This window comes from Acinetobacter terrestris, assembly GCF_004331155.1.
Lineage (GTDB): Bacteria > Pseudomonadota > Gammaproteobacteria > Pseudomonadales > Moraxellaceae > Acinetobacter > Acinetobacter terrestris.
The window spans coordinates 93,576-116,493 of record NZ_SJNZ01000006.1 but is presented as its reverse complement, the minus strand read 5'-3'; the positions used below and the strand labels follow the sequence as shown (position 1 = coordinate 116,493).

Here is a 22,918-nt window from a genome sequence, read left to right as displayed (position 1 = left end):
CCTAAGCAACCTTTAAAGCAAAAGAGAGATGTTTTACCACTGACGTCGACGTTTGGTATAGACATAACTTGCAATCAAGAAACCGAGCAAGACACCGACAGCAATGGTCGCAGCGCCGTATAAAAACATCTGCGCACTACGTTCGCTTTGTAAAACCTGCACTTGCACACCCAGGCTGTCATTTTTCAATTGCAGCTCCTGGTTTTGCGATAAGGCATCTAAATTGGCTTTTTCCAGTTGTTGTAAGCGGGTAGCCTGATCCTTAACTAAAGCTTTAACTTTGGCCTCTTGCAAGGCTTTATTTTTCGCAAGTTGTTCTGCGGTTAAAGGTTTTGCTTCTTGTGGCAGACCGTTGGCATCAACGCCCCCGGCAGCAGGAACAGTGCCGGGTTTATTTGCAGGCAAGGTTTGTGGCTTTTGGGGCTGTGGCGGTGGTGTTGCAGTCGTTGCTTGAGCAGCAGGTGCCGCAGCAACAGGAGCGGTTTCTACCGCCCATGCAGTGGAACAGATCAGAGATAAACCCAATAAGCTTGAAACAACAACGCGCATGATTTTATCCTTGAGGGAAAGCTTTATTAAAAGGTTTCACATCAATATGACCGTATACGCCTTCTTTTAAGAAAGGCTCTTCTTGTAGCCATGCATCAAGCGCTTCACGCGATTCAAAGTCAACAATAATGGTACTGCCATAGAACCCCGCTTGTGGATTGCTCGGATCTTTAGGCATGGCGCCTGCAACAATTAAGCGACCTTCATCATTTAATTTTTGCAGACGTTCAAGATGTTGTGGGCGTGTAGCAAGACGTTTTTCTACTGTACCTTCGTTATCTGTACAGCTTACGACGAATAAAGGCATATTCTTTCTCGATCGGTTGACCTAAATTATTCTTCAGGCGACTTAAAATATTTGCGCAAGACAATAAACTGAATAATGATAAAGGAAAACATCACGATCATGTCACCAAATGCAGTGAATTCACCCCAATATTTTCCACCTAAAAATAAAAAGGCGAAGAAAATATGCAAGCAGGACATGAATATGAACATTCCCGCCCAGGCAAAGTTTAAATTTTTCCAGCCTTTGAGGGTTAAATTGAAAATTGGACCAAAGAGACGTTGAATCAGCGGTTTCTTGTCTTTCATCACATAAGGCGAAAGTAAGAATGCCCCTGCGAAGATAATATTTAAAAGGACAGCTTTCAAACGAATATAAAAATCATCGCTGAGCATTAAAGTGACGCCACCAAAAATTACCGTCATAAACAACACAATCCATTGTTGTTTGTCTAAACGGAATTTTTGTATAACAAACAAAGCCCCATATACCACCAGCATGGAAATAATCAGGCCAGTGGTTGCAACCAAAATATTATTGTTATCTATACCGCCTGCAGAACCAATCAATTGAAGCAGCGGATGCTCAGTATCTTTGGGATCAACGGTTTTATATAAATAAAAGAAAATAATGAGTGGCACAAAGTCTAAAAGTGCTTTCATGTTAGAGTATCTAAATCTGATCAAATAAATGACGTAGTATAAGTGATGCAAGGCGTAGATTTACATACACACAGTAATATTTCTGATGGAACTTTGTCTCCAGAACAACTTGTGCATGCAGCCGTTGAAAAAGGTATTCATACCCTTGCGCTGACTGACCACGATACTATGGATGGCTTAAAATTAGCTGAAAAAGTTGCATTAGATTTACCATTGAACATTATTTCGGGTGTGGAAATTTCTAGTCAATGGTCACGGCCGGCAACTCAAAAAAGTTACGGGGTACATATTGTTGCCTTAAATATGCAAAATCCAGAGCCTTTGCAGATTTTACTGGAACAACAAAAACAGATTCGCGCCATTCGCGCAAAACAGATTTGTGATTTGCTCATTCCTTTAATAGGTCAGGATATTTATGCAGATGTGATTGCCAAAGTGGATGGTATTGCAGACCGTATTACCCGAACGCATATTGCCAAAACCTTAGTCGAAAAAAAGATTGTGAACCGCCCGCAACAGGCTTTTGATAAATATATTAAAGAAGGCAAAAAAGCCTACGTGAAATTTGATGGCTTGGGTTTAGAAGAAACCATCAAGGTGATTCATGCAAGCCAAGGCTATGCTGTGCTGGCACACCCAACCAAATATGATTTATCCGCCACCAATATTCGTTACCTCATTGAGATATTCGCCAAATTTGGTGGAGATGCCGTAGAACTTCCCCCTGCAATTGAACCCGCCTCTACACGTCAGATGGTGGATCGCATGATTGAGGAATTTAATTTAAAGGTTTCTGTGGGCAGCGATTTTCATGGCGACCATATGCCGTGGATTCGATTGGGCAATATTCCACGCCTTAAAGAAGGGCAAGTCGGGATCTGGGAGAGTTTTGTTGTTTAATATTTTAACCTCTCCCTAACCCTCTCCTGAAAGGAGAGGGAATTTCTCTCTTTTAAAGGCAGCAGTACTGCTGCGCAAGGAAGGATTCTATAGGAGGGAGGGGATTATAAAAGATTATTATCCTGCGCCTGAATAGGTGGAGGAGTCGGTTTACCGAGTGTTCCCAACAATTCAATTTCGATGGTACGAACCATGGCATCGAGCGGTAAGTCATTACTCTGCGTACCAAACGGTTCTTCAATTTCTGAACTTAAGGCATCTAAGCCCAAAAAGGTATAAGCCAAAATACCGACCATTAACGGTGTCGCCAAGCCTAGGGTCGAACCCAAACTAAAAGGCAGCATGAAACAGAAGAAATACACGGTGCGATTGAGCAGAACCGAATAGGCAAACGGCAAAGGGGTGGTCGCAATACGGTCGCAACCGGTTTGAACCAGACTCAGTTCAGCGACATGCTGGTTCATCTGCATATAAATAATATCGGAAATTTCACCGTCTTTCAGGGCTTGCATCAATTCCCACTGAATCAAACTCAAGGTGTATTGCGGTGCATTGGCCTGCTGGTAAAGTTGGGTTACAGCCTGCTGGCTCATGCCGCTGGTTTCAACCAATGCCAGGGGGTTCGCCGTTTGATGACGTAAACGGTCACGCAGGACATTGGCAAAGACAATGACGTGCTGGATCACACGTTCACGGCGGCCATGACTGAGCATACGGCAGTCGCGGTCAAAATGTCGGGCATTGGCAATCAGCATGCCCCAAAGTTTACGCGCTTCCCACCAGCGGTCATAACACGCCGTATTTTTAAATCCCAGAAAAATGGATAAAACGACACCAATTAAAGTAAAGCCAACCAGGGGAAGTTCTGGAAAATGAAAATACCCAATATAAGAGAGTCCGCCAATCAATGCGGAGATCAACATGACGACCCCTAAAGGCGGCAAAACCTTGGGCAGAATGGTTCCACGCCAAGAAAATAGCAGCTTGAATACACTAGGTTGATCACGAACAATCATGTTATTAGTATCATCAAAATTTTTATTGATCTTCAGTGTTAGCAGCACTGTTGTCAATATTTGTTACATTTATTATTGAGGCTGAATCAGCCCATGTTCAGCAAATGAACAGCTCCCTTCTGGGGAAATAATGCAATGGTCAGTCAGGTGGATTTCTAGTAAATCACAGGCCGTTAAAATACGCTGGGTTAGCTGAATATCTGCATTGGAAGGCAGTGGCATACCAAAAGGATGGTTATGGGCAATCACGATGCTACTGGCATGTTGATGAATGGCGTGGCGCAGCAATTGATTAATCGAAATTTCACACGAATTTAAGGAACCATAGAACATTTTTTTAAAGCTTATTTTTCTTAAATGGACATCCAGGCAAAGCACGGCAAAAACTTCTTGGGTTTCACCCAGCAGTTCAAATTTCAAAAAATCCAATAAAGCTTTTGAGTTGCTCAATTCAACTTTTTCCTGTTTTAAATATTGCGCGCTATAGCGCCGCCCCAGTTCCTTGACTGCCATCAGCTGGGCATATTTGCTTGCGCCAATACCATGAAACTGGTTTAAATCCTGAAGTCTGGCATCAAAAATAGGATTTAATCCACCAAAATGCTGCAGCAATATACGTGACAGTTCAACCGCTGAATGTTGTCTGGAACCGGAACGTAAAAAGATCGCCAGCAGTTCGGCATCTGACAAACTGGATGCACCCTGCTGAATCAGTCTTTCGCGTGGACGTTCTTGTTCTGGCCAATGTTTAATCGATGAATTCATTGTTGTTAGACTTTTTTATTATTAGTGAGAGTGATTAGGCCTAAGTGCTGACTTGGGCATGAGTTTATTTAATGATATTGTGAGCGCCACTGCAACACAAAGGTAGCCTGTTTGTGAGCTTCGATTTGAGTGTGATTCCAAATAAAAACATTGTTTTAGCTGTAACTGGCGGTATCGCGGCCTATAAAAGTGCCATTTTAGTTCGTCGTTTAAAAGATGTGGGCTTTAATGTCCGTGTGGTGATGACGCAAGGTGCGCAAGCTTTTATTACACCGCTAACATTCCAAGCCTTGTCGGGAAATCCGGTACACACTGAATTACTTAATCCTGAAGCCGAAGCGGGGATGGGGCATATTGAGTTGGCGCGTTGGGCCGATTTATTGCTGGTTGCACCTGCAAGCTGTAACACTTTAGCGAAATTTGCTGCAGGTTTGGCAGATGACTTGTTAAGCACTTTATATCTGGCGACTAAATCTCCGGTTTGGGTTGCCCCTGCCATGAATCAGCAAATGTGGGCCGCCAAAGCCACACAGCGTAATTTAAATACGCTGGTTCAAGATGGCGTACATGTGATTATGCCGGATGCCGGCTCTCAAGCCTGTGGTGATGTCGGTTTGGGCCGTATGCCTGAGCCGGAAGATCTGGCACGCCAAGTGACAGAATATTTCCATAAAGCACAACGTGCCATTGCCGAAAAATTTGGCATGCTGGCTGGCAAGCATGTGGTGGTGACTGCAGGACCGACCCGTGAAGCGATGGATCCAGTCCGTTATATTTCCAACCATAGTACCGGCAAGATGGGCTTTGCCTTGGCTGCGGCCTGTTATGCGGCTGGTGCGAAAGTGACATTGATTGCAGGACCGGTCAGCCTAGATACACCGAATGGTGTACGCAGAATGAATGTTTCCTCTGCGGTGCAAATGCTGGACATCAGCATGCAGATGCTGGATGAAGGTTGCGATATCTTTATTGCTACAGCAGCGGTGGCGGATTATCGCGTGGCTGAAGTTGCGGAACATAAAATCAAGAAAGCCGGTGATGAGCTGAATGTTTCGTTAATTAAAAATCCAGATATTGTGGCGACCATTGCACAGCAACAAAAACGTCCCTTTATGGTCGGATTTGCCGCAGAAACCCGTAATGTCGAAGAATATGCAGCCGGTAAACTGGTTGCGAAAAAACTCGACATGATTGCCTGTAATGATGTATCACGTGCTGACATCGGTTTTGCCTCTGATGAAAATGCCATGATTGTGTTCTTTGCCGAGCAGTATCACATGCAGAAGCGTGATCTGGAAAAAGCATCCAAACAAGAAATTGCGCAGCAACTGGTCGAAGCGATTCATGATGCCTTGCACCATGAAATAGAACCGGTTTAAAAAAGCTGAAGCCATTGATTAAAATGCAACGAATCCGTTGCATTTTTTATGGAATTTACATTATGTTTAATGCTTAAAATCAAATATTCAGAACAATTAAACCGCAACAATAACAACTGAACAGTAACCCCTGTAATAATAACCACTGAACAATAATCACAATTTTTAAATGGATCTTTAAAAGGACATCAACATGATCAAAAAAACTTTAACCACAGTGACACTGTCTGTCGCTTTATCGTTCAGCAGCCTGAGTTTTTCAGCCAAGCTTGAACAGAATATGAATACCCTTGCCAAAAACTTTAAAATGTTTAACAAGGCAGAAAATCAGAACGATGCTATGAAAGCGCTGGATCAAATGAAAGCTGCAGCTTTAGATGCAAAACGAGTGAAATTGAAAAACCATGATGCAAGCGCACCGACCTCAGATGCTTTATATGATCAATTGCTGGCAGAGATTGAGGAAACCAGATTATTGGTCCAAGACGGCAAATTAGATCAGGCCAAAGTGGAAGGCAAGAAAATTGCAGCGGTTAAAGAACAGGGACATGCTGTTTATAATCATCACTGATTTTATCCATATTTATTGTTCAGAATTAAGAAGGGTGAAAATCTAGATTAAGCTAAGCCAACAGTTTTTTTACTGATTGTCATAGCAAGCTGTATCAAACTTCTTTAATCAGCAGAATATAAAGGCAGCGCCTGAATCAAGATTCAAAAAAAATGCCAGCCCATTTCTAAATGGACTGGCATTGTTGCTCATGAATATATTCAATTAATTTGAAACCAGATCAGCCTGATTTTCTTTTAAATAATCTTCAGTGCGTTGCATGGCTTCCTGAATATTGATTAATGCCGTTTCCACATCTTTTAAAGTTTTGGCATTGCCGCCACTTAAAGCCTGACGCCATTTACGTGCACCCGGCAAGTTCTGGAACAAACCTAAAATATGACGGCTAATAATCGAAAGCGGTGCGCCTTCTTGCATGCGCTTGGCAATATACGGCATCATTTGCGCCATAATGTCAAAACGGTCTGGCGCTTCTAAATTCCAGAGTTGCCCCAGTTCAGCCAACAGGTAAGGGTTGTGATAGGCTTCACGACCAATCATCACGCCATCAACATGTTTTAAGTGTTCTTGAGTTTCAGCTAAGGTTTTGATTCCGCCGTTAATCTCAATCAGCAGGTTGGGACGTTCCTGTTTTAAACGGTAGACATCTTCATAACGCAACGGCGGAACATCGCGGTTTTCCTTAGGCGATAAACCCTGCAGCAGGGCAATACGGGCATGCACGATAAAGTTGTTGCAACCGGTTTTGGCCACGGTGTCGACAAAATGCAGCATTTCTTCATAAGACTGCATGTCGTCAATCCCGATCCGGTGTTTCACCGTCACCGGAATATCCACAGCATTACGCATTTCAGCAATACATTCCGCAACCAGGTCTGGCTCTGCCATTAAACACGCGCCAATTTTATTGTTCTGCACGCGATCACTTGGACAGCCGACATTCAGGTTGACTTCATCATAACCCCAGTCTTGCGCCATCTTGCTACAGGTGGCTAAATCCTGTGGATTTGAGCCGCCAAGCTGTAACACAATCGGATGTTCTTGATGATTAAAGTCCAGATGACGTTTAGCATCACCATGAATGATGGCGCCCGTGGTCACCATTTCGGTATACATAATGATGTTTGGATTAAACAGACGGGCAAAAAAGCGATAGTCACGAGTTGTCCAATCCATCATCGGCGCGACAGAAATGCGGGGCTGTAAAGATTGGAGAGCAGTCATGGCGTAAACCTGAAATGATGAAAAACCGAAGCGCGGATTATACGTGCTTTGTGATCAAAGCAACAACACAGCATAAAGGATAGGCGATACGCTATTTTTTTGTATATAGATTATCCAATATAAAACAATAAAGTATCTGAGTTCTTATCTTGTAAATTTTACAAAATTGAGTATGTTTAATTATGAGAAGAATAAAGTATGAGAACAACACATGATGCTTTTGGAAGAAATCTTTAAAAGTAAAAAAGCAGAACATTCAGATTACTTTAATCTAAGAATTCATCGTGGGTTAAGCTGGTTAAAAAAATCAATTGAACTTGATAGCGATCTTGATCTTAAATTTATGAGTCTCTGGATCTCGTTTAATGCCATTTATGCGCAGGATGTTGCCATTACCCAAGACAAACAGTCATTACGCCAGTTCTTATATTTAATCTGCCAAAAAGATCAGGAATTTAAAATTTATAATATTCTCTGGGATAAATTTAGCCATCCGATTCGCCTGCTATTGGAAAATCCTTACGTGTATCAAGGATTCTGGGATTTTCAAAATCAAAAAATCAGTCAGGTCACCTGGAAAGAAGATTTCGAGCAGGAAAAAAAGAAGGTACATCGGGCCTTACAGGAAAAAGCTTCGGTCGATATTCTGTTCGTGATTTTTAATCGTCTTTATACCTTACGCAACCAGATGATCCATGGCGGGGCGACTTATAATAGCTCGGTGAACCGTAAACAGCTTCAGGATGCCTGTAATATTCTGGCGGCATTGTTACCGATGTTTATATTGGTCTTGCTTGAAAATGCCCAGACGCTAGATTTGGGCAAACCGTTTTATCCGATGGTGCAAGTGTCTTAATGACTGATCTAAAACAATGAAAAGTTTAATTCACGCTGAGTAAGAGTCTCTTTAATAAGAGACTTTTTTAATCAGAGCAGCTGGACTTTGGCGTGATAACGCATATCCAGTAAAGCAAACAAGGCGGAACAGATCACCAGGCAGAGTCCTGCGATACAGGTCATGCTCCATCCACCATGGTGCCAGGTATAAACACCAAGTGCAGAACCGCAGGCACCGCCAATAAAATACAAGGTCATATAAAGTGAATTGACCCGGGATTTGGCATCCGGGCGTAAGCGAAAAATCACGTTCTGGTTACAGCTATGCGTGATTGCCAAGCCCAAATTAATCAGCCCATAGCCCAGAATATAACTCAGTAAAGACACTGCACCGAAATATAGAAACAGCCAGCTACCAATCAGGATAGAACAACCGATCCAGCTCAGTGTTTTGATATGGCCGCGATCGGCCCATTTACCAATCACCTGAGTCGAAAGCGCACCAAACACGCCGACCAGCGTGACCAGACCGACCATGACATCAGAAAGCTGAAAGGGTTTTTGGGTGAGCAACAGGGCAATGGTAGAAAACAGCATACTCATGGCAGCAAAAGCGCAGGCTCCTGTAAGCGAGCGCAACACCAGGCGTGGTTCCTGTTTTAATAATATGGCCATGGATTTAAAAATAGCTGCATAGCTTATTCTCAGACGTGGCAGACTCGGCAATTTACCTTTTAAATAGAAACTTAAGCCCAGCATGGCGATGCCACTGACCACATAGATCATTTTCCAGTGAAACAGGTCGGACAATAATCCTGCAATACTGGTCGAAAGCAGAATGCCGACCAGCAAACCGCTCATCAGGAAGCCGACCACTTCTCCGGTTTTTTCCGGTTTCACCGCCATGGTGGCCAAGGGAATCAGGATCTGTGCAGCCACAGAAAAAAGTCCCGCAATAATGGTTCCAATCCAAAGCATCGGCAGATTCACGGCACTGGCACAAATAAATAAGCCCACGGCTGCACCCAGCATCAGAAAGGGAATGAGTTTGCTTTTATTCAGCATGTCGCCCAAAGGCACAATAAACAGTAAACCCAATGCATAGGAGATCTGGGCAAAGGTAACGGTAAGTGCCACTTGGGATTCAGGAACCTGATAATACTGCTGGATGGATGAAATCAAAGGCTGGCAGTAATAGTTTGCTCCCGCACATAAACCACAAGCAATAGCCATTAGCCAGAGCAAAGCTTTATCTTGGCTAATGTCGAGAGAAGTGTTCATAAAAGTCCCTTGCTTAATGTGTTAGCGGCAATCAGTGGCTGCTTTATTTCAATCAGCAGGAGTATAGCAAGACACCGAACAGGAATGAGTATACAAGCAGGCGAAGCTTGATCTTTGCCATCGTATTCCATTGCCCGTATTCAAAACTGTTATTTTGCAGAAGGCTATTTGGGGAGACTATGAATATCTTCCTAAAAATTCTTAGAATTGTCGTATCCACAGCATTTTGCTGAATCCGTTTAGTGGGCGAGTTTCTTTTTCGATAAGGTAATCATCATCACACCGACAATATTCAAGCCACAGCCGAACCATTGAATTGCATTCATTTTTTCACCCAAGAAAAAGGTGGCCAAAATAATGGTCAGAATGGGACCAATTGACGCAATCATGGCAGATTGCGACGCACCTAGGCGCTCAATACTCTGCATCAATAATACGGTAGGTAAAACCGTGACCATAAAACCCAGTCCAACGCCATACCAGATGACGGCACTGGGTAACTGCGCAAGTAAGCCAATCGGATTCGGGATTGCAATCAAGTAATGGGTCAGTGTGCCAATACAGGCAATGCTCAGCGCAAGACCAGTAAAGTTCCATGAACCGAATTTCTGAATCAGTCGCGGCGTCAACAACAGGTAGCTTGCAAAGGCCACAGCACTGGCAAAAACCAGACTCGCACCCAGCCAGAAATTACTTTGATGCGGAACATTGCTTTGTTCCTGCAACATCACAATTACGGTACCGCCATAACTGAGCAAAATTGCAAACAGGCTTTTAAAGCTTAAGCGTTGTTTGTAGATGATGCTTGAAGCCAGAACCGTCATCGTAGGATATAAAAATAGAATAATCCGTTCCAGTGAAGCACTGATATACATCAGCCCGGCGAAATCCAGCCAGCTCGCCAGGTAATAACCGATCAAGCCTGCAAGGATCAGCAAGCCCCAGTCTTTACTGCTCAGGTTTTTACTCTGATGTCGGCTTAACCAGCAAATGAGCAGGAAAAAAGGCAATGCACTGGCCATTCTTAAAGCCATCAGCACGGTGCCATCCACCAGCGGGGAGAGTGCATAGGTCTGTTTAATAAAAATCGCTTTAGTACTAAACAAAAAGGCGGCACAAACAGCGAATAATGAACCTAATTGTGTTGTTGTTAGACTCAGTTTCATTTTACCTACTTGGGGCATGTTTTAAGTATCAAAGAGGCGGTGTAGAAATGTGAATTATAAAGTTTTTAACGGATGAGGTGAAATGCAAAAATATGATGGTCAAGATTCCAATTCGGAATGAATCCCTTTTTATGAATTTAATTTATTTCAACAAAGTAGCGATCACAGAAAGAGGCTGGACTCAATTAAGGCAAGATTCTTCGCAAAGATCCGATGAATGAGCTGAATGTAGTGTAGAAAAAAAGATAAAAGGCTGAAATTGGGTGGTTTTTATCAGTAGAAATAGCAATATTGGAGTAAATATCTACAATTCGCCCTAAAATGGTGCGAAAAACAGCCACTTAGTCAAAAATACGCTTAAATCATCATCAAGCGAAATGGTCAGCAAAAAAAAAATCAATATTTTTTTGATCTGATTAGACTTATGGCGAGTACAACTTGATTGACTAAAATAACAATTGAAATAAAGAACAACAGAGATTACTTGATCATTACTTTGTCGCTAATTTTTAGAAATGATCTTTTAAGAACAGACAGATTTTATGCTTAATCCGTCTGTACATTATGTCACTTTATCCAATTTTATTAAAAGTAGCGTTTAAATAGGCCGTTTTAGCCCCAAATCGGGGCATCTTCAAATCAAGGTTTTATTTAAAGAAAAAGTTTAAATTGTCAGAATGATCAATTCGAAATTTTTAAAATCATGTTAAAAAAATCGACAGCAGCGTCTAAATACAAAAAAATGGAAAGTGTTGCAATGACATTTAAGGGAATAAAAGCAGGTTTATTTAAAGCGAAACTCATAAATGCCCTATCGTATGATTATTTTTATGAATCACCAGTTCAGAATGTGGGTATTTATTAAATAAATATTGGGTGGTAATTTAAAAAAGTTCAATTAGAATCCAAAAATTCAACAAAAATGCATCTAGGGGGAAACATTGCTAAATGCAATGTTTACTTAAGAAAAATTAGCTTGAGGAAGGCTCATGCAGATCGGAATCCCAACCGAAACTGTTGTCGGTGAAAATCGTGTGGCAGCAACGCCAGAAACAGTAAAGAAGTTGATCAGTGCTGGTCATACAGTGGTCATTGAACGTAGAGCAGGTGTTAAAGCCGCTTATATTGACAGTGCATATGAACAAGTCGGTGCCAAAATTACCGATGATGCCTATACCGGCAGCCAGATTATTTTGAAAGTTCGCGCGCCTAAAGGCGAGGAAATTCAAAAACTTGCTCCAAACACCGCAGTAATCGCGATGTTTGATCCGTACCGCAATACTGAACTTGACCAATTTGCATCCACGCAGGTGTCTGCATTTGCTTTAGAGCTTTTACCCCGTACGCTTTCCCGCGCACAAAACATGGACGTATTGTCTTCGCAAGCCAACTTGGCCGGTTATAAATCGGTGCTTTTGGCTGCGGCAGAATACCAACGCATGTTCCCAATGCTGATGACTGCTGCAGGTACGGTTAAACCTGCCCGCGTGGTGATTATGGGTGTGGGTGTTGCAGGCTTGCAAGCGATTGCAACTGCGAAGCGCTTGGGTGCGGTAGTTGAGGCAACAGATTTACGTCCAACCGCTCGCGATCAGGTGGAGTCTTTAGGTGGTAAATGGTTAGACGTGCCAATGTCTGACGAAGAAAAGCAGAAAGCTGCCGATGCTGCTAAAAACGGTTATGGATGGATGCCAGGTGAACAATACATCAAAGACCAGGCAGCAATTGTTGACAAAGCCGTTTCCAATGCGGATATCGTGATTACCACTGCGCTTTTACCAGGCCGTGATGCACCGCGTTTAATCAAATCTGAAACTGTGGCCAAAATGAAACCGGGTTCAATCATCCTGGATATGGCGGTTGAATCAGGCGGTAACGTTGAAGGCTCTAAGTGCGGCGAAAATGTCGTGACCGATAATGGCGTGACCATTTTAGGCATTCCAAATATTCCGGCAACCGTGGCGACTGAAGCTTCAGCACTTTATGCACGTAATGTTTTTAATTTCCTGGAAACTCTTTTTGATCAAGACAAGAACTTTGTCATTAATCCAGAAGAAGAAATTCAGAAAGCGCTACTCGTCGCTCATGGCGGCCAAGTGCTGTTAAAGCGTGGTTAAGGAGATAGATCATGGTTGAAACGATTACAATTTTCGTCCTTGCCATCTTCGTAGGTTACTACGTAGTTTGGGGCGTAACACCCGCTTTACACACGCCACTGATGGCTGTGACCAATGCACTGTCTTCCATTATTGTGGTCGGTGCAATGATTCAAACTGTCGGCTTGCCGGTGATTGGTGTCGATGCCAACGTAGCTTTCCAAAGCATTAACATTGTGAGCATTTTAGGTGCTATCGCTGTGTTCTTGGCAAGTATCAACATTTTCGGTGGCTTTGCAGTAACTGCACGTATGCTTGAAATGTTTAAGCCGAAGCAAAAGAAAAAAGAGGGTTCATAAATGGAATTTATTCGAGACTATGCGGATTGGTTCTACTTGGTAGGCGCCGTTCTTTTTATCTTAACGCTTCGTGGCTTGTCTGGTCCTAAGACAGCGATTCAGGGTAACCGTTACGGCATGATCGCGATGGCGATTGCTGTGATCACGACATTCTTTGTTGCTGAGCATCCTGTGGTCTGGATGATTATTGGCGCGATGGTCCTTGGTGGTGTGGTCGGTATTGCACGTGCACGTACTGTTCCAATGACACAAATGCCTGAAACTGTGGCACTGATGCATTCATTGGTCGGTTTGGCAGCAGTTTTAATTGCGGTTGCCGCAATTCTACATAATAACCAGCTGACAGCATTGTTTACTCAAAATCAGACTGCTTTGGAAGCGGCTGGTGTTCAGCATGCACACATGAGCAAAGTTCATTTATTTGAATTGTTTGTGGGCTGTTTTGTGGGTGCAATTACCTTTACAGCTTCTGTATTTGCCTATGGCAAGTTGGCTGCGAAAAAATGGGCAAAAACGATTTCGGGTAGCTGGGTTAAACCGGTACAAGCGATCATTTTCCTTGCCATGCTCGGTTTCGGTGTTCAGTTCTTCTTAACGGGTGATATGACGGCATTCTGGGCAATGACGGGTCTTGCGCTCGCATTTGGTTGGGTATGGATTGCACCTGTCGGTGGCGGTGATATGCCAGTAGTGGTATCACTTTTGAACTCATTCTCGGGTTGGGCAGCAGCAGGTATTGGTTTCACGCTTGAAAATAACATGCTGATCGTTGCAGGTTCGCTGGTGGGTTCATCAGGTGCGATTCTGTCTTACATCATGTGTAAAGCGATGAACCGTTCCATCATCAACGTATTGTTTGGTGGTGCAATGGGTGGTACAGCAGTTGCAGCAGCAGATAATGGTGAAAAAGTTCAACGTAATCACCGTTCAGGTTCAGCAGATGATGCCGGCTTCCTGATGTCAAATGCAGACAGTGTTGTGATTGTACCGGGTTATGGTATGGCGCAAGGTCGTGCACAAAATGCAGTAAAAGAACTGTGCGAAATTTTGAAAGAACAAGGCGTAAAAGTCCGTTTTGCGATTCACCCAGTGGCAGGCCGTATGCCGGGTCACATGAACGTACTGCTTGCAGAAGCGGACGTGGCCTATGAAGACATCCTGGAAATGGATGAAATCAACACAGATTTCCCTGCAACTGACGTGGTTCTGGTGATTGGTGCAAATGACGTGGTTAACCCTGCGGCAAAAGATGATCCAACTTCACCAATTTACGGGATGCCAATTCTGGAAGCGCATAAAGCACGTACCATCATGGTGATCAAGCGTTCTATGGCAACGGGTTATGCAGGTTTGGATAATGACTTGTTCTATAACGAGAAGACCATGATGATCTTTGGTGATGCTAAGAAAGTTGTAGAAGATATGACCAAAGCAATTAATGGCGGCGGACACTAATTCTTAAACTTGAATGTCAAAAAACCACCTTCGGGTGGTTTTTTATTTTTTAAATGGAGAATTTTTAAAGCTATAAAGTAAATGAGAATAATGAGAGACTTCTTTAGAAATCGGTTAACTTTTCATCTTGTTTGGTGCGCTATTGCAGAAAGACATAGCTAAAATGCGTCATAACATGGCAGTTAAGTCTCTATTTTTATTTTTGATTTAAAAAAATTATGAAAGCTTATTCGCATAATGTAAAAACAACTTTAAAATTGGCCTGTTTAATAACATTTTAAAATAAAAAAATATTCCCCTTGAACTTGGCATTTCTTTTGCTAATTCGTAAATAGGTTTTAGGGGACTGTTCATGAAAATAATAAAGTATCTCGTATTGCTGTTATCGGTATTTTCATTGCCTGTATTGGCCAGTGAAGGTGCAACAAATACAGCCAATATTCAAGAAATACGGTTGTCGCTTGACAGCGTATGGGTAGTGATGGGCGGGATTCTGGTGTTCTTTATGCAGGCCGGTTTTGCGCTGATAGAAAGTGGCTCTGTTCGCAGTAAAAATACCATCAATGTTTTGATGAAGAATTATATGGATGCCTGTCTTGGGGGACTCGTGTTCTGGTTGCTTGGCTTCGGTTTGATGTTCGGGGTCAATGCTTCAGGCTGGATCGGCACCACTCATTTTGCACCCAATGTGATGGATGATTGGCATTGGAATTTATTATTCTTCCAAATGATGTTTGCTGCAACCGCAACCACCATTGCCAGTGGTGCCATGGCTGAACGAATCCATTTTGTGGCATATGTGGTCAGTGCTGCCGTGGTGAGTGGCTTGATTTATCCGGTCTTTGGCAGCTGGGCATGGGGCAGCATCTTTGAGGGTGCGGGCTGGTTAAAAGCTTTAGGTTTTATCGACTTTGCCGGTTCAACCGTAGTGCATTCAATTGGTGGCTGGGTGGCATTGGCAGGCATCATTGTGTTGGGCCCGCGTCTGGGACGTTTTGGACGTAATGGGCAAGTTCACCATTTGGCAGGACATAACATGCCCTTAGTTGCTTTAGGTGGATTTATCCTGTGGCTGGCATGGTTTGGTTTTAATGCAGCCTCAACAGTCAATGCCAATGTCAGTATAGGCCGAATTGCTTTGAATACCCATTTGGCCGCATGTGCTGGCGCTATAGCTTATATGCTCTATAGCTTAGTGCGTGGCAAGGCGATTCTCATAAAAACGACAATTAATGCCTCATTGGGTGGTTTGGTGGGAATTACAGCCGGTTGTGCAACCATGTCTCCAATCTTTGCAGTCGTGACCGGTACAATTGCAGGTTTGCTGGTAAGTATCTTGCCAACATTAATGGAAAAATTAAAACTGGATGATGTGGTCGATGCAGTGACTGTACATGGTTTTTGTGGGGCATGGGGCACTGTAGCTGCAGGCCTGTTCTTTGAAACCGATATGTTTAATTCACAAATTATTTCAATTCAGGTCTTGGGTGTAATGGTCGCATTTGCCTGGGGTTTTGGCATTGCCTTAATTGTATTCAAACTGCTGGACAAACTTCTGGGTGGTTTACGTGTCAGTACGCAGCATGAACAGCGTGGTCTGGATTATACCGAACATGCAGAATTATCTTATCCCGAATTTCAGCGCGATGTAACTTTTGAAACAGATGATATTACCAAACGCCATTAAGGAGTTTAGCCATGAGACATAAATTACTCAGTGTAATGCAAAAGAAACAAGCGATTGAACATGGTTTAAGTCCTTATATGCAAGGCACGGTACTGGACCGGGTGCTCCATTATTGGGAACAGGAATATGGAGATAAACCTTCTTTTGTACTTAACCGTTTCTTAAGTGAAATTTGTAATAGTGATGAATTGCGTTTCCATCGCAAAGAAATGCTTAAACAGGTTTTATCTGAAATGTCGGCGGTCGAAAAGCAAGTGTTACTCGATACCAAGCCGAAAGTACAAGCAGAAGTCCTAATTTCAGAAAACTTATCGGCAGCTTTTTTTGATTTTATTGATGCCGTGATGCTGACCGTGACTGATCTTAATGACTTCAATACGGAAGTTAAAGAGCAGCTGCAAGAGATGGGCTTGGCAATTATGAGTTCTGCAAAAATTAATCAGGCGGCATTTGTGGAGTTTTTGCCGCTGACCCGTTATGCGCAAGTGATTACCGTGATTTATCAATGTTATTGCGAGTTCTATGGGCCCGCCAAAGCCGATCAACTCTATGCACGGGTTAAGACCAGCATCAAGACTAAATATCCTGATGTAGATTTACATCAATTGTTATAAAAGGTGTGGACTTTAAGATATCAAGCTTCAGTCAGCTGAAATGGCTGAATCCTAAGAATAGAATGACCAAGATGAAAAAAGCGACCTTATGGTCGCTTTTTTTTGCTTTAAGCAGATTCTGGAGTAGCACGCCATAAGCTTTCAAGGTCGTAAAATTTACGCGCAGTTGGAAGCATAACGTGGACAACCACAAAACCGAGATCGATTAAGATCCATTCCGCATCACGTTCACCTTCAACGCCGATCGGGCGGAAACCCGCTTTACGTGCTTCTTCAGCAACATTATCTGCGAGGGCTTTAATGTGACGGGTTGATGTACCGCTAGCAATGACCATATAGTCTGCTACATTGCTAATCGCGCTGACATCAAGTTCAAGAATATCTTTTGCTTTTACATCTAATAGGGCTTCATGTACAACTTTTAAGCAAGCTTGTACATCTTTAGCTTGAGAATTCATTGTGTAATCGAGAGAATTAGAAGCGCTGGGCGATGGTTCTAAATTCATAAAGGGTTTTATTTCCGGACAATAACTCATCGTGTAATATAGCGGTTTTAGTGCCGAATTTCAATTCTGTTCATAATTTAACTTTGCGGATGTTTTACAAAATATTTATCTTTCCATGCAAAAGAATGGTTTGAATGCGATTGAGGGCGATATTCTGCAGCTGTATAGCCCGTATAGGTACTCTGGTTAAGCCATTGAAATATTTCTGCAAAATTAATCTGCGCCGTATCGGGTTCATGACGTCCCGGGCAGTCGGCAAATTGAATATGACCAATATCGTGAATATTTTCTTTTAACGCTTCAAATACCTCTTCACCCATCATGGCCATGTGATAACAGTCATATTGCATTTTCAGGGCAGGGTTTTGTACCGCTTCAAGCATTTCTTGCGCCTGTGCAATGTTCTGAACCAGAAAGCGCGGCATATCCGTGCCATTAATCATTTCAAATACCGGTTGAATCTGATGTTCACCCAGCATTGAACAGGCAAGTTTTAAATTTTTCGCCAAAGTATTTAAACAAGGCAAGAGGTCGGCATCAAGCGGTTGCTTGCCTGCTAAAATATTCACGCTCGGCACATTTAGTGCGGTGGCATATTGAATGGCTTGTTCTAAACCGCGATGAAACTCAAGTTCCATCCCTGGTACGCCAGCAAGACCATTGCCACCTTGCATTAAATCACCCGCAGGCACATTGATCAGGCAAAGGCTTAAGTCATGGATGGTCAGCTGGGTTTGAATTTGTTCAATGCTGAGTTCATAGGGAAACTGAATTTCCACATGTTGAAAACCTTGTGCATGAGCCAGAGCAAAGCGCTCAATCAAAGGCACTTCAGTAAAAATCATCGATAAATTTACAGCCAGCTTAATCATGCCTTACTCCTTGCTCGTTAGAACTTGCTCGTTAGAAAATGAGATGCTTAAGATTCAACAAGTTGAATTACAGTCGCAAGATCAGCTTCAGCATAGCCTTTATTTTGGTGCGTTTTCAATTGCGATAATGCCTGTTTTGCAACAGGGATATTTAAATTGAACTGTTCCGCCAGCAGAACTGCATTATTTAAATCTTTGGAGAGGGTTTGAACTTTCCATTGCACCGGTTCAAAAGTATGGGTTGCCATACGCGGGGTTAAAATCTGGAAAGGTTTCGAGTCGGCAAAACCACCGGCAAGTGCAGGGGCAAGCAATGTCGTGTCAACGCCTGCTTGCGCCGCTAAAGCCACTGCTTCGGCTATTAAAGTACTGTTGGCAGCCACAATTAACTGATTACAAATTTTGGTCGCTTGCCCAGTTCCTGTTTCGCCCATGCGGGTCACGCGTTGGGAAAGTACATTATAAATCAGCGATAAATTTTGGATGGTTTGCAGGTCACCACCGGCAAAAATGACCAAGGTTCCTTGTTCAGCACCTGCCGTTCCACCCGAAACAGGGGAGTCAATCCACTGTACCTGGCGAGTTTTTGCCTGCTCTGCCAAAGTCTTGGTTTGATCCACGGATAAACTTGAGAAATCCACAATCACTTGTCCAGTTTGTAACTGGTTCTGAATTTGGTCATAGACTGCTTGCACTGCAGCATCATCCGCCAGACAGGTCAAAATAACAGGATATTGTCCAATCTCTTGCAAGTCTAGGGCAGTGGCCCCCATATCAACCAGCACATCACAAGCTGATGCTGTTCTGTTCCAGACTGCCACTTCAAAACCGGCTTGAATCAGTCGGGTGGCCATTCGGCTGCCCATCAGTCCCATGCCTAAAAATGCAATTTTTGTATTACGATCAAAACTCATGTGTTTTTCTCTGCACAATCCTGTTATCGGGATATTTTACTTATATTGGCGCGGTAAAAACTGAACTTCCGGGTTCTTGTCTTTTTTACGCGCCAATTTACTGTTTTTACCCAACAGTAATTTCAGTTGCCAGATTTTCTCTAGGCGTAAAGATTTTTTCGGTTCATGTTCCATGGCATCGAGTACACGCTTGGCTGCAGTCAGTGCATCAGGAGAGCGTTGCAGCATTTCTTCAGCAAGGGCTTGGGCTTTGCTGATGGGCGATTCATCCAGATGCGTCACCAAACCAATGTCTTTGGCATAATTGGCATCGAAAATACGTCCGGTCAAGGTCAGCTCTTTTGCCAGATCGACATTAATAATGCCTTTAATAGATCGAGTCAGTCCCATGTCCGGCACCAGTCCCCAGCGGCTTTCCATAATCGACATTTTAGTTTCAGGATGCGCAATTCGAATATCCGCAGCCAGTGCCAATTGCATCCCGGCACCCAGGCAATATCCTTCAATCGCAGCAATCACAGGAACAGGCAGTTCCTGCCAAATCAAGAAAGCTCTTTGAAATAGGCTTTGCCCCGGTTTGATCAGTTCCCAAGCCGCATAAGCCGTGTTTTTCGGTGCATTTAAATCGGCAAGGTCAATCCCGGCGCTAAACACATGCGCTTCGCCAGTTAAAATAACGCAACGAATCGAGCGGTCTTTTTTGATGTTATTGGCCGCATTCACCAGTTCGCGTAACAAGGCAAAACTCATTGCATTGCGTTTTTCTGGACGGTTTAAAGAAACGGTTGCGATGCCATTATTTTTTTCGATGCGAAGTAACGTCATGTTGTATAGACCTGTAATTTTTTTCTATTGTTTTGAGCATAACACGGGCATTTCTTGGATACATGCCACGATCCATGACAGTAGAGTCACATCTAAAGATAGACGTGACTTCCATCATTCGAATAAGTCCGTTTAAGTATTCTGTTTGTTTAAAATCTGCTGCGATGCCTGTTCAACTTGCTGAATCACCGACTGCAATTCATCGAAATGATTCAGTGTTTCCTGAATAAAGGTTTCGTCGGCTTTACGGCGTTCTTTACGTAAAGAAGAAACAAACTGCTCAAATCCACCGGTGGCTTGTTGTAGGGTAGGCGCACCGACATAGCGGGTTGCACCATATAAACGATGCAGCACATGTTCCAGTTGCGGGAAATCTTCCATTTCAATCAACTGCTGCATCTCGCTCAGTTCTGTTGCAAAACTGTCGACCAGCATTTTCAGTAAATCGATCGCCAGATCTTCTTTGTTAGCAGCCAGTTGCAAGCTTTGTTGCCAATCTAAAATATTCGGATCAAGTGCTTCAATCAGGATGGCTTTATCAACATTCTTGGCCTTTTTAAAGGTTTCTGAGGTCAAATGAGTCAAAATTTGAGTGATCTGATCCATTTGAATCGGTTTGGTGACGTAATCATCCATACCAACCTGCAACAGCTTTTGTTTCTCATCTGCCAGTGCATGCGCCGTCAGCGCAATAATCGGCAAGCGTTTATGGTTCTCTAAAGTCGATTCTAGAGAACGGATGGCGCGAGTGGTATCTACTCCTGACATCACCGGCATTTGAATATCCATAAATATGACATCAAATGCAGGTAGCTCTTGTTCAATCCGGTTCTGAATGATTTCCAGCGCTTCTTGACCGCTTAAAGCCTTGGTGGTCTTGACATTGAGTTCACCCAAGAGTGCTTCCAACACAATCAGATTGGGTAAATGATCATCGACAGCAAGGACATGCAGGCCTTGGCCATTAAATTCTTCATGCACATCCTGCTCGAAAACCGGTTGATTGCTGAGCAGCTGGATTAAGGCACTACGGCTCAAGGGTTGATACAGCGGACGCGCGCGATATTCATTCAGCATGTTCGGATCGAGCGCCATCTGATAACCGTAAACTGCAATATTGCCATGATAACGGTTACGAATTTCTTTGAGCAAGGCTTCGCCATCGCCACTATGATCGACAATCAGCCAGGTATTTTCATCACTTTCCGAGAACTGATTCAGTTGGCTAAATAAATCCAGAATCGAGCTGGTTTCGACATGATGCACATCATAATTTTCCAGATAATGACGCAAGATATTGGCCGTTGCAGGATGGGCTAAATATGACACCACCTGCATGTTGTCGAAGTGAGGATGAACAATTTCAATCTCGTCATTTACAGCAAACCTGGCGCTAAACCAGAAGGTGGAACCTTTTTCAGTCGGTGCACGTTCCTGATTATCTTCAAAACCAATTTGCCCCTGCATCAAATGCACCAGCTGTTTGGAAATCGCCAGACCGAGTCCTGTACCTCCAAATTGACGGGTCACCGAAGCATCACCTTGCGAGAAAGATTCAAACAGTTTTTTACGGTCTGTGCCACTTAAGCCAATCCCGCTATCCTGCACGCTAAAGTGCAACAGACATTGCCCAATATCATCATGCTCCATACGGGCACGGACAATAATTTCACCGTCTGGAGTGAATTTAATCGCGTTGGAAATCAGGTTGGTCAGAATCTGTTTAAAGCGTAGCGCATCGCCAATGACTTGCGTTGGAATATTGTCGGCATAATAAAAAGCCATATCGATATGCTTTTGTGCCGCCAGAGGCGAGAGCATGTCCATCACATCGAAAATGGCTTCTTCCAGATCAAAGGGTGCAGTTTCCAGTTCCAGTTTGCCGGCATCAATTTTCGAGAAATCCAGTACATCGTTAATCAGGGCCAAAAGATGCGCCGATGATTTACGAATGGTTTGCAAATATAAATTTTGCTCGTTGCTCAGGTTGCCTTGACGCAGCAATAAATGAATAAAGCCATCAATACTGTTCAGCGGAGTCCGCAATTCATGGCTGATATTGGCCAGGAACACCGATTTGGACTGGTTGGCTGAAATCGCCTGGTCACGCGCCTGACGATAGGTAATGTTCTGAACTTCTAAAGTATCTAAGGTACGGCGTAAATCATCTTCGGTCTGTTCGGTATGTTCTTTGAGTTCTAAAAAGCTGAAGTGCAGGCGTTTGACCACATTGGCAATATCACGCTGCAGCAAACGCAACTCGCCAGTACTGTTAATGACCATGTGCTGGTCAAGCGTATCGGCATTCAAGCGTTGTAATTGCATGCGAATTTCGTACATCGGGGCAATCCAGCGACGCGAATAGAAATTCAGGCACAATAAAAGCAGCAATAAGGTCAGTAAGCCGGTTGCAATCAGCACCACCATCACCCGATAACGCGCAATTTCTAGCGGCTGGTTATCCAGTTCGATGACCAGTCGTGCAGGCGTTTGAGTGTGGTCATTAATTTTGAGCGCATAAATATTATTATCATGATACAGAATCGGGCCGACAAAAGCGGCTTTAGATTCAATCTTTGGCCAAGGCTCCTGATCCTGAAAACCAATACTTAAACGGTTTCTACCCTTTTCATCAATAATGGCGGCACGAATTAAATATTTTTCATTCAGCATGACCTGCATGGCATTACGTGCCTGATCATATTGCCATGGATAACTGCTTAATAAGTCGATTGCGGCTTCAGAGGTGAGCTGATAACGGGTCACAATGGCAATCGCCATTTGACGCTGCTGCGCACGCGATGCGTTCGAGGTTTCGGATAAAACCAGCAATGCCCCGACACATGCCAAAATCATAATCGGCACAAAAATCAGTGCAATGAGTTGTCCATATGCATGATTTAAGTGTAGACGTTTAAATAACTTTTTATTGATATTTGACATGATTAAAGCAG

General features: G+C 43.3%; 22 protein-coding genes. 9 read left to right on the top strand and 13 right to left on the bottom strand.

The window, feature by feature from the left end:
• Window positions 1-33: 33 nt before the first annotated feature.
• The 3 genes from E0H81_RS05260 to E0H81_RS05250 are packed head-to-tail and all read right to left on the bottom strand — an operon-like array spanning window position 34 to window position 1,497.
• Window positions 34-549: an SH3 domain-containing protein gene (locus tag E0H81_RS05260; RefSeq protein ID WP_131317115.1), complete on the bottom strand. Its 516-nt coding sequence runs from the start codon at window positions 547-549 to the stop codon at window positions 34-36.
• A gap of 4 nt (window positions 550-553) precedes the next feature.
• Complete coding sequence (locus tag E0H81_RS05255; RefSeq protein WP_131268242.1) at window positions 554-856, bottom strand: YciI family protein; 303 nt, start codon at window positions 854-856, stop codon at window positions 554-556.
• Between the two features lie 26 nt (window positions 857-882).
• The gene (locus E0H81_RS05250) at window positions 883-1,497 is read right to left on the bottom strand and encodes a septation protein IspZ (protein WP_131268240.1); all 615 of its coding nucleotides are present in this window, start codon (window positions 1,495-1,497) and stop codon (window positions 883-885) included.
• A 45-nt stretch (window positions 1,498-1,542) separates the two neighbouring features.
• Here E0H81_RS05250 and E0H81_RS05245 point away from each other — a divergent pair, with 45 nt between their 5' ends.
• A complete protein-coding gene (locus E0H81_RS05245; protein ID WP_131317140.1) occupies window positions 1,543-2,397 on the top strand; it encodes a PHP domain-containing protein in 855 nt (284 codons plus the stop codon).
• A gap of 104 nt (window positions 2,398-2,501) precedes the next feature.
• On the opposite strand, the gene E0H81_RS05240 is transcribed toward E0H81_RS05245, so the two are convergent.
• Together E0H81_RS05240 and radC are read right to left on the bottom strand one after the other, a co-directional pair.
• On the bottom strand, window positions 2,502-3,413 hold the full coding sequence (locus E0H81_RS05240) for a bestrophin family protein (protein WP_131268236.1): 912 nt from the start codon (window positions 3,411-3,413) through the stop codon (window positions 2,502-2,504).
• 72 nt (window positions 3,414-3,485) lie between these two features.
• Entirely contained in the window at window positions 3,486-4,178 is a 693-nt protein-coding gene (gene radC, locus E0H81_RS05235; protein WP_131317113.1) for a RadC family protein, read from the bottom strand.
• 113 nt (window positions 4,179-4,291) lie between these two features.
• Here radC and coaBC point away from each other — a divergent pair, with 113 nt between their 5' ends.
• Window positions 4,292-5,557 carry a bifunctional phosphopantothenoylcysteine decarboxylase/phosphopantothenate--cysteine ligase CoaBC gene (gene coaBC, locus E0H81_RS05230; RefSeq protein WP_131317111.1) on the top strand — a complete coding sequence of 422 codons (1,266 nt, stop codon included), beginning with the start codon at window positions 4,292-4,294 and terminating at the stop codon, window positions 5,555-5,557.
• A gap of 193 nt (window positions 5,558-5,750) precedes the next feature.
• Window positions 5,751-6,128 (top strand): cytochrome b562, encoded by a 378-nt coding sequence (locus E0H81_RS05225; RefSeq protein ID WP_131317109.1) that lies wholly within the window; start codon window positions 5,751-5,753, stop codon window positions 6,126-6,128.
• A 204-nt stretch (window positions 6,129-6,332) separates the two neighbouring features.
• Here the strand turns inward: E0H81_RS05225 and dusA are convergent, their stop codons facing one another.
• Window positions 6,333-7,352: a tRNA dihydrouridine(20/20a) synthase DusA gene (dusA, locus tag E0H81_RS05220; RefSeq protein ID WP_131317107.1), complete on the bottom strand. Its 1,020-nt coding sequence runs from the start codon at window positions 7,350-7,352 to the stop codon at window positions 6,333-6,335.
• A 211-nt stretch (window positions 7,353-7,563) separates the two neighbouring features.
• Here dusA and E0H81_RS05215 point away from each other — a divergent pair, with 211 nt between their 5' ends.
• Window positions 7,564-8,208, top strand: coding sequence for a HEPN domain-containing protein (locus tag E0H81_RS05215; RefSeq protein ID WP_131268226.1), 645 nt, complete (start codon window positions 7,564-7,566; stop codon window positions 8,206-8,208).
• Between the two features lie 71 nt (window positions 8,209-8,279).
• On the opposite strand, the gene E0H81_RS05210 is transcribed toward E0H81_RS05215, so the two are convergent.
• Both E0H81_RS05210 and E0H81_RS05205 read right to left on the bottom strand, forming a co-directional pair.
• Window positions 8,280-9,470 (bottom strand): MFS transporter, encoded by a 1,191-nt coding sequence (locus E0H81_RS05210; RefSeq protein WP_131268224.1) that lies wholly within the window; start codon window positions 9,468-9,470, stop codon window positions 8,280-8,282.
• Between the two features lie 239 nt (window positions 9,471-9,709).
• Complete coding sequence (locus tag E0H81_RS05205; RefSeq protein WP_131317106.1) at window positions 9,710-10,636, bottom strand: DMT family transporter; 927 nt, start codon at window positions 10,634-10,636, stop codon at window positions 9,710-9,712.
• 989 nt (window positions 10,637-11,625) lie between these two features.
• Between E0H81_RS05205 and E0H81_RS05195 the strand changes: the two genes are divergently transcribed.
• The 5 genes from E0H81_RS05195 to E0H81_RS05175 all read left to right on the top strand — a co-directional run bounded on the left by E0H81_RS05195 (window position 11,626) and on the right by E0H81_RS05175 (window position 16,847).
• Window positions 11,626-12,753, top strand: coding sequence for a Re/Si-specific NAD(P)(+) transhydrogenase subunit alpha (locus tag E0H81_RS05195; RefSeq protein WP_131268220.1), 1,128 nt, complete (start codon window positions 11,626-11,628; stop codon window positions 12,751-12,753).
• Window positions 12,754-12,764: 11 nt separating this feature from the next.
• Window positions 12,765-13,091, top strand: a complete 327-nt coding sequence (locus E0H81_RS05190; protein WP_067870431.1) for a proton-translocating transhydrogenase family protein — start codon at window positions 12,765-12,767, stop codon at window positions 13,089-13,091.
• Entirely contained in the window at window positions 13,092-14,546 is a 1,455-nt protein-coding gene (locus E0H81_RS05185; RefSeq protein WP_131317104.1) for an NAD(P)(+) transhydrogenase (Re/Si-specific) subunit beta, read from the top strand. It abuts the gene before it with no gap.
• A 352-nt stretch (window positions 14,547-14,898) separates the two neighbouring features.
• Window positions 14,899-16,233 (top strand): ammonium transporter, encoded by a 1,335-nt coding sequence (locus E0H81_RS05180; protein ID WP_131317102.1) that lies wholly within the window; start codon window positions 14,899-14,901, stop codon window positions 16,231-16,233.
• An 11-nt stretch (window positions 16,234-16,244) separates the two neighbouring features.
• Window positions 16,245-16,847 (top strand): hypothetical protein, encoded by a 603-nt coding sequence (locus E0H81_RS05175; protein ID WP_131317099.1) that lies wholly within the window; start codon window positions 16,245-16,247, stop codon window positions 16,845-16,847.
• A gap of 107 nt (window positions 16,848-16,954) precedes the next feature.
• On the opposite strand, the gene rsfS is transcribed toward E0H81_RS05175, so the two are convergent.
• The 5 genes from rsfS to E0H81_RS05150 form a co-directional block, all read right to left on the bottom strand.
• Window positions 16,955-17,353 carry a ribosome silencing factor gene (gene rsfS / locus E0H81_RS05170; protein WP_131317097.1) on the bottom strand — a complete coding sequence of 133 codons (399 nt, stop codon included), beginning with the start codon at window positions 17,351-17,353 and terminating at the stop codon, window positions 16,955-16,957.
• A 77-nt stretch (window positions 17,354-17,430) separates the two neighbouring features.
• Entirely contained in the window at window positions 17,431-18,225 is a 795-nt protein-coding gene (locus E0H81_RS05165; protein WP_131317095.1) for a hydroxypyruvate isomerase family protein, read from the bottom strand.
• A gap of 47 nt (window positions 18,226-18,272) precedes the next feature.
• A complete protein-coding gene (locus E0H81_RS05160; RefSeq protein WP_131317093.1) occupies window positions 18,273-19,139 on the bottom strand; it encodes an NAD(P)-dependent oxidoreductase in 867 nt (288 codons plus the stop codon).
• Window positions 19,140-19,175: 36 nt separating this feature from the next.
• Entirely contained in the window at window positions 19,176-19,964 is a 789-nt protein-coding gene (locus E0H81_RS05155) for a crotonase/enoyl-CoA hydratase family protein (RefSeq protein ID WP_131317091.1), read from the bottom strand.
• Between the two features lie 132 nt (window positions 19,965-20,096).
• The gene (locus E0H81_RS05150) at window positions 20,097-22,907 is read right to left on the bottom strand and encodes a GacS-like sensor histidine kinase (RefSeq protein ID WP_131317089.1); all 2,811 of its coding nucleotides are present in this window, start codon (window positions 22,905-22,907) and stop codon (window positions 20,097-20,099) included.
• Between the last annotated feature and the right edge of the window lie 11 nt (window positions 22,908-22,918).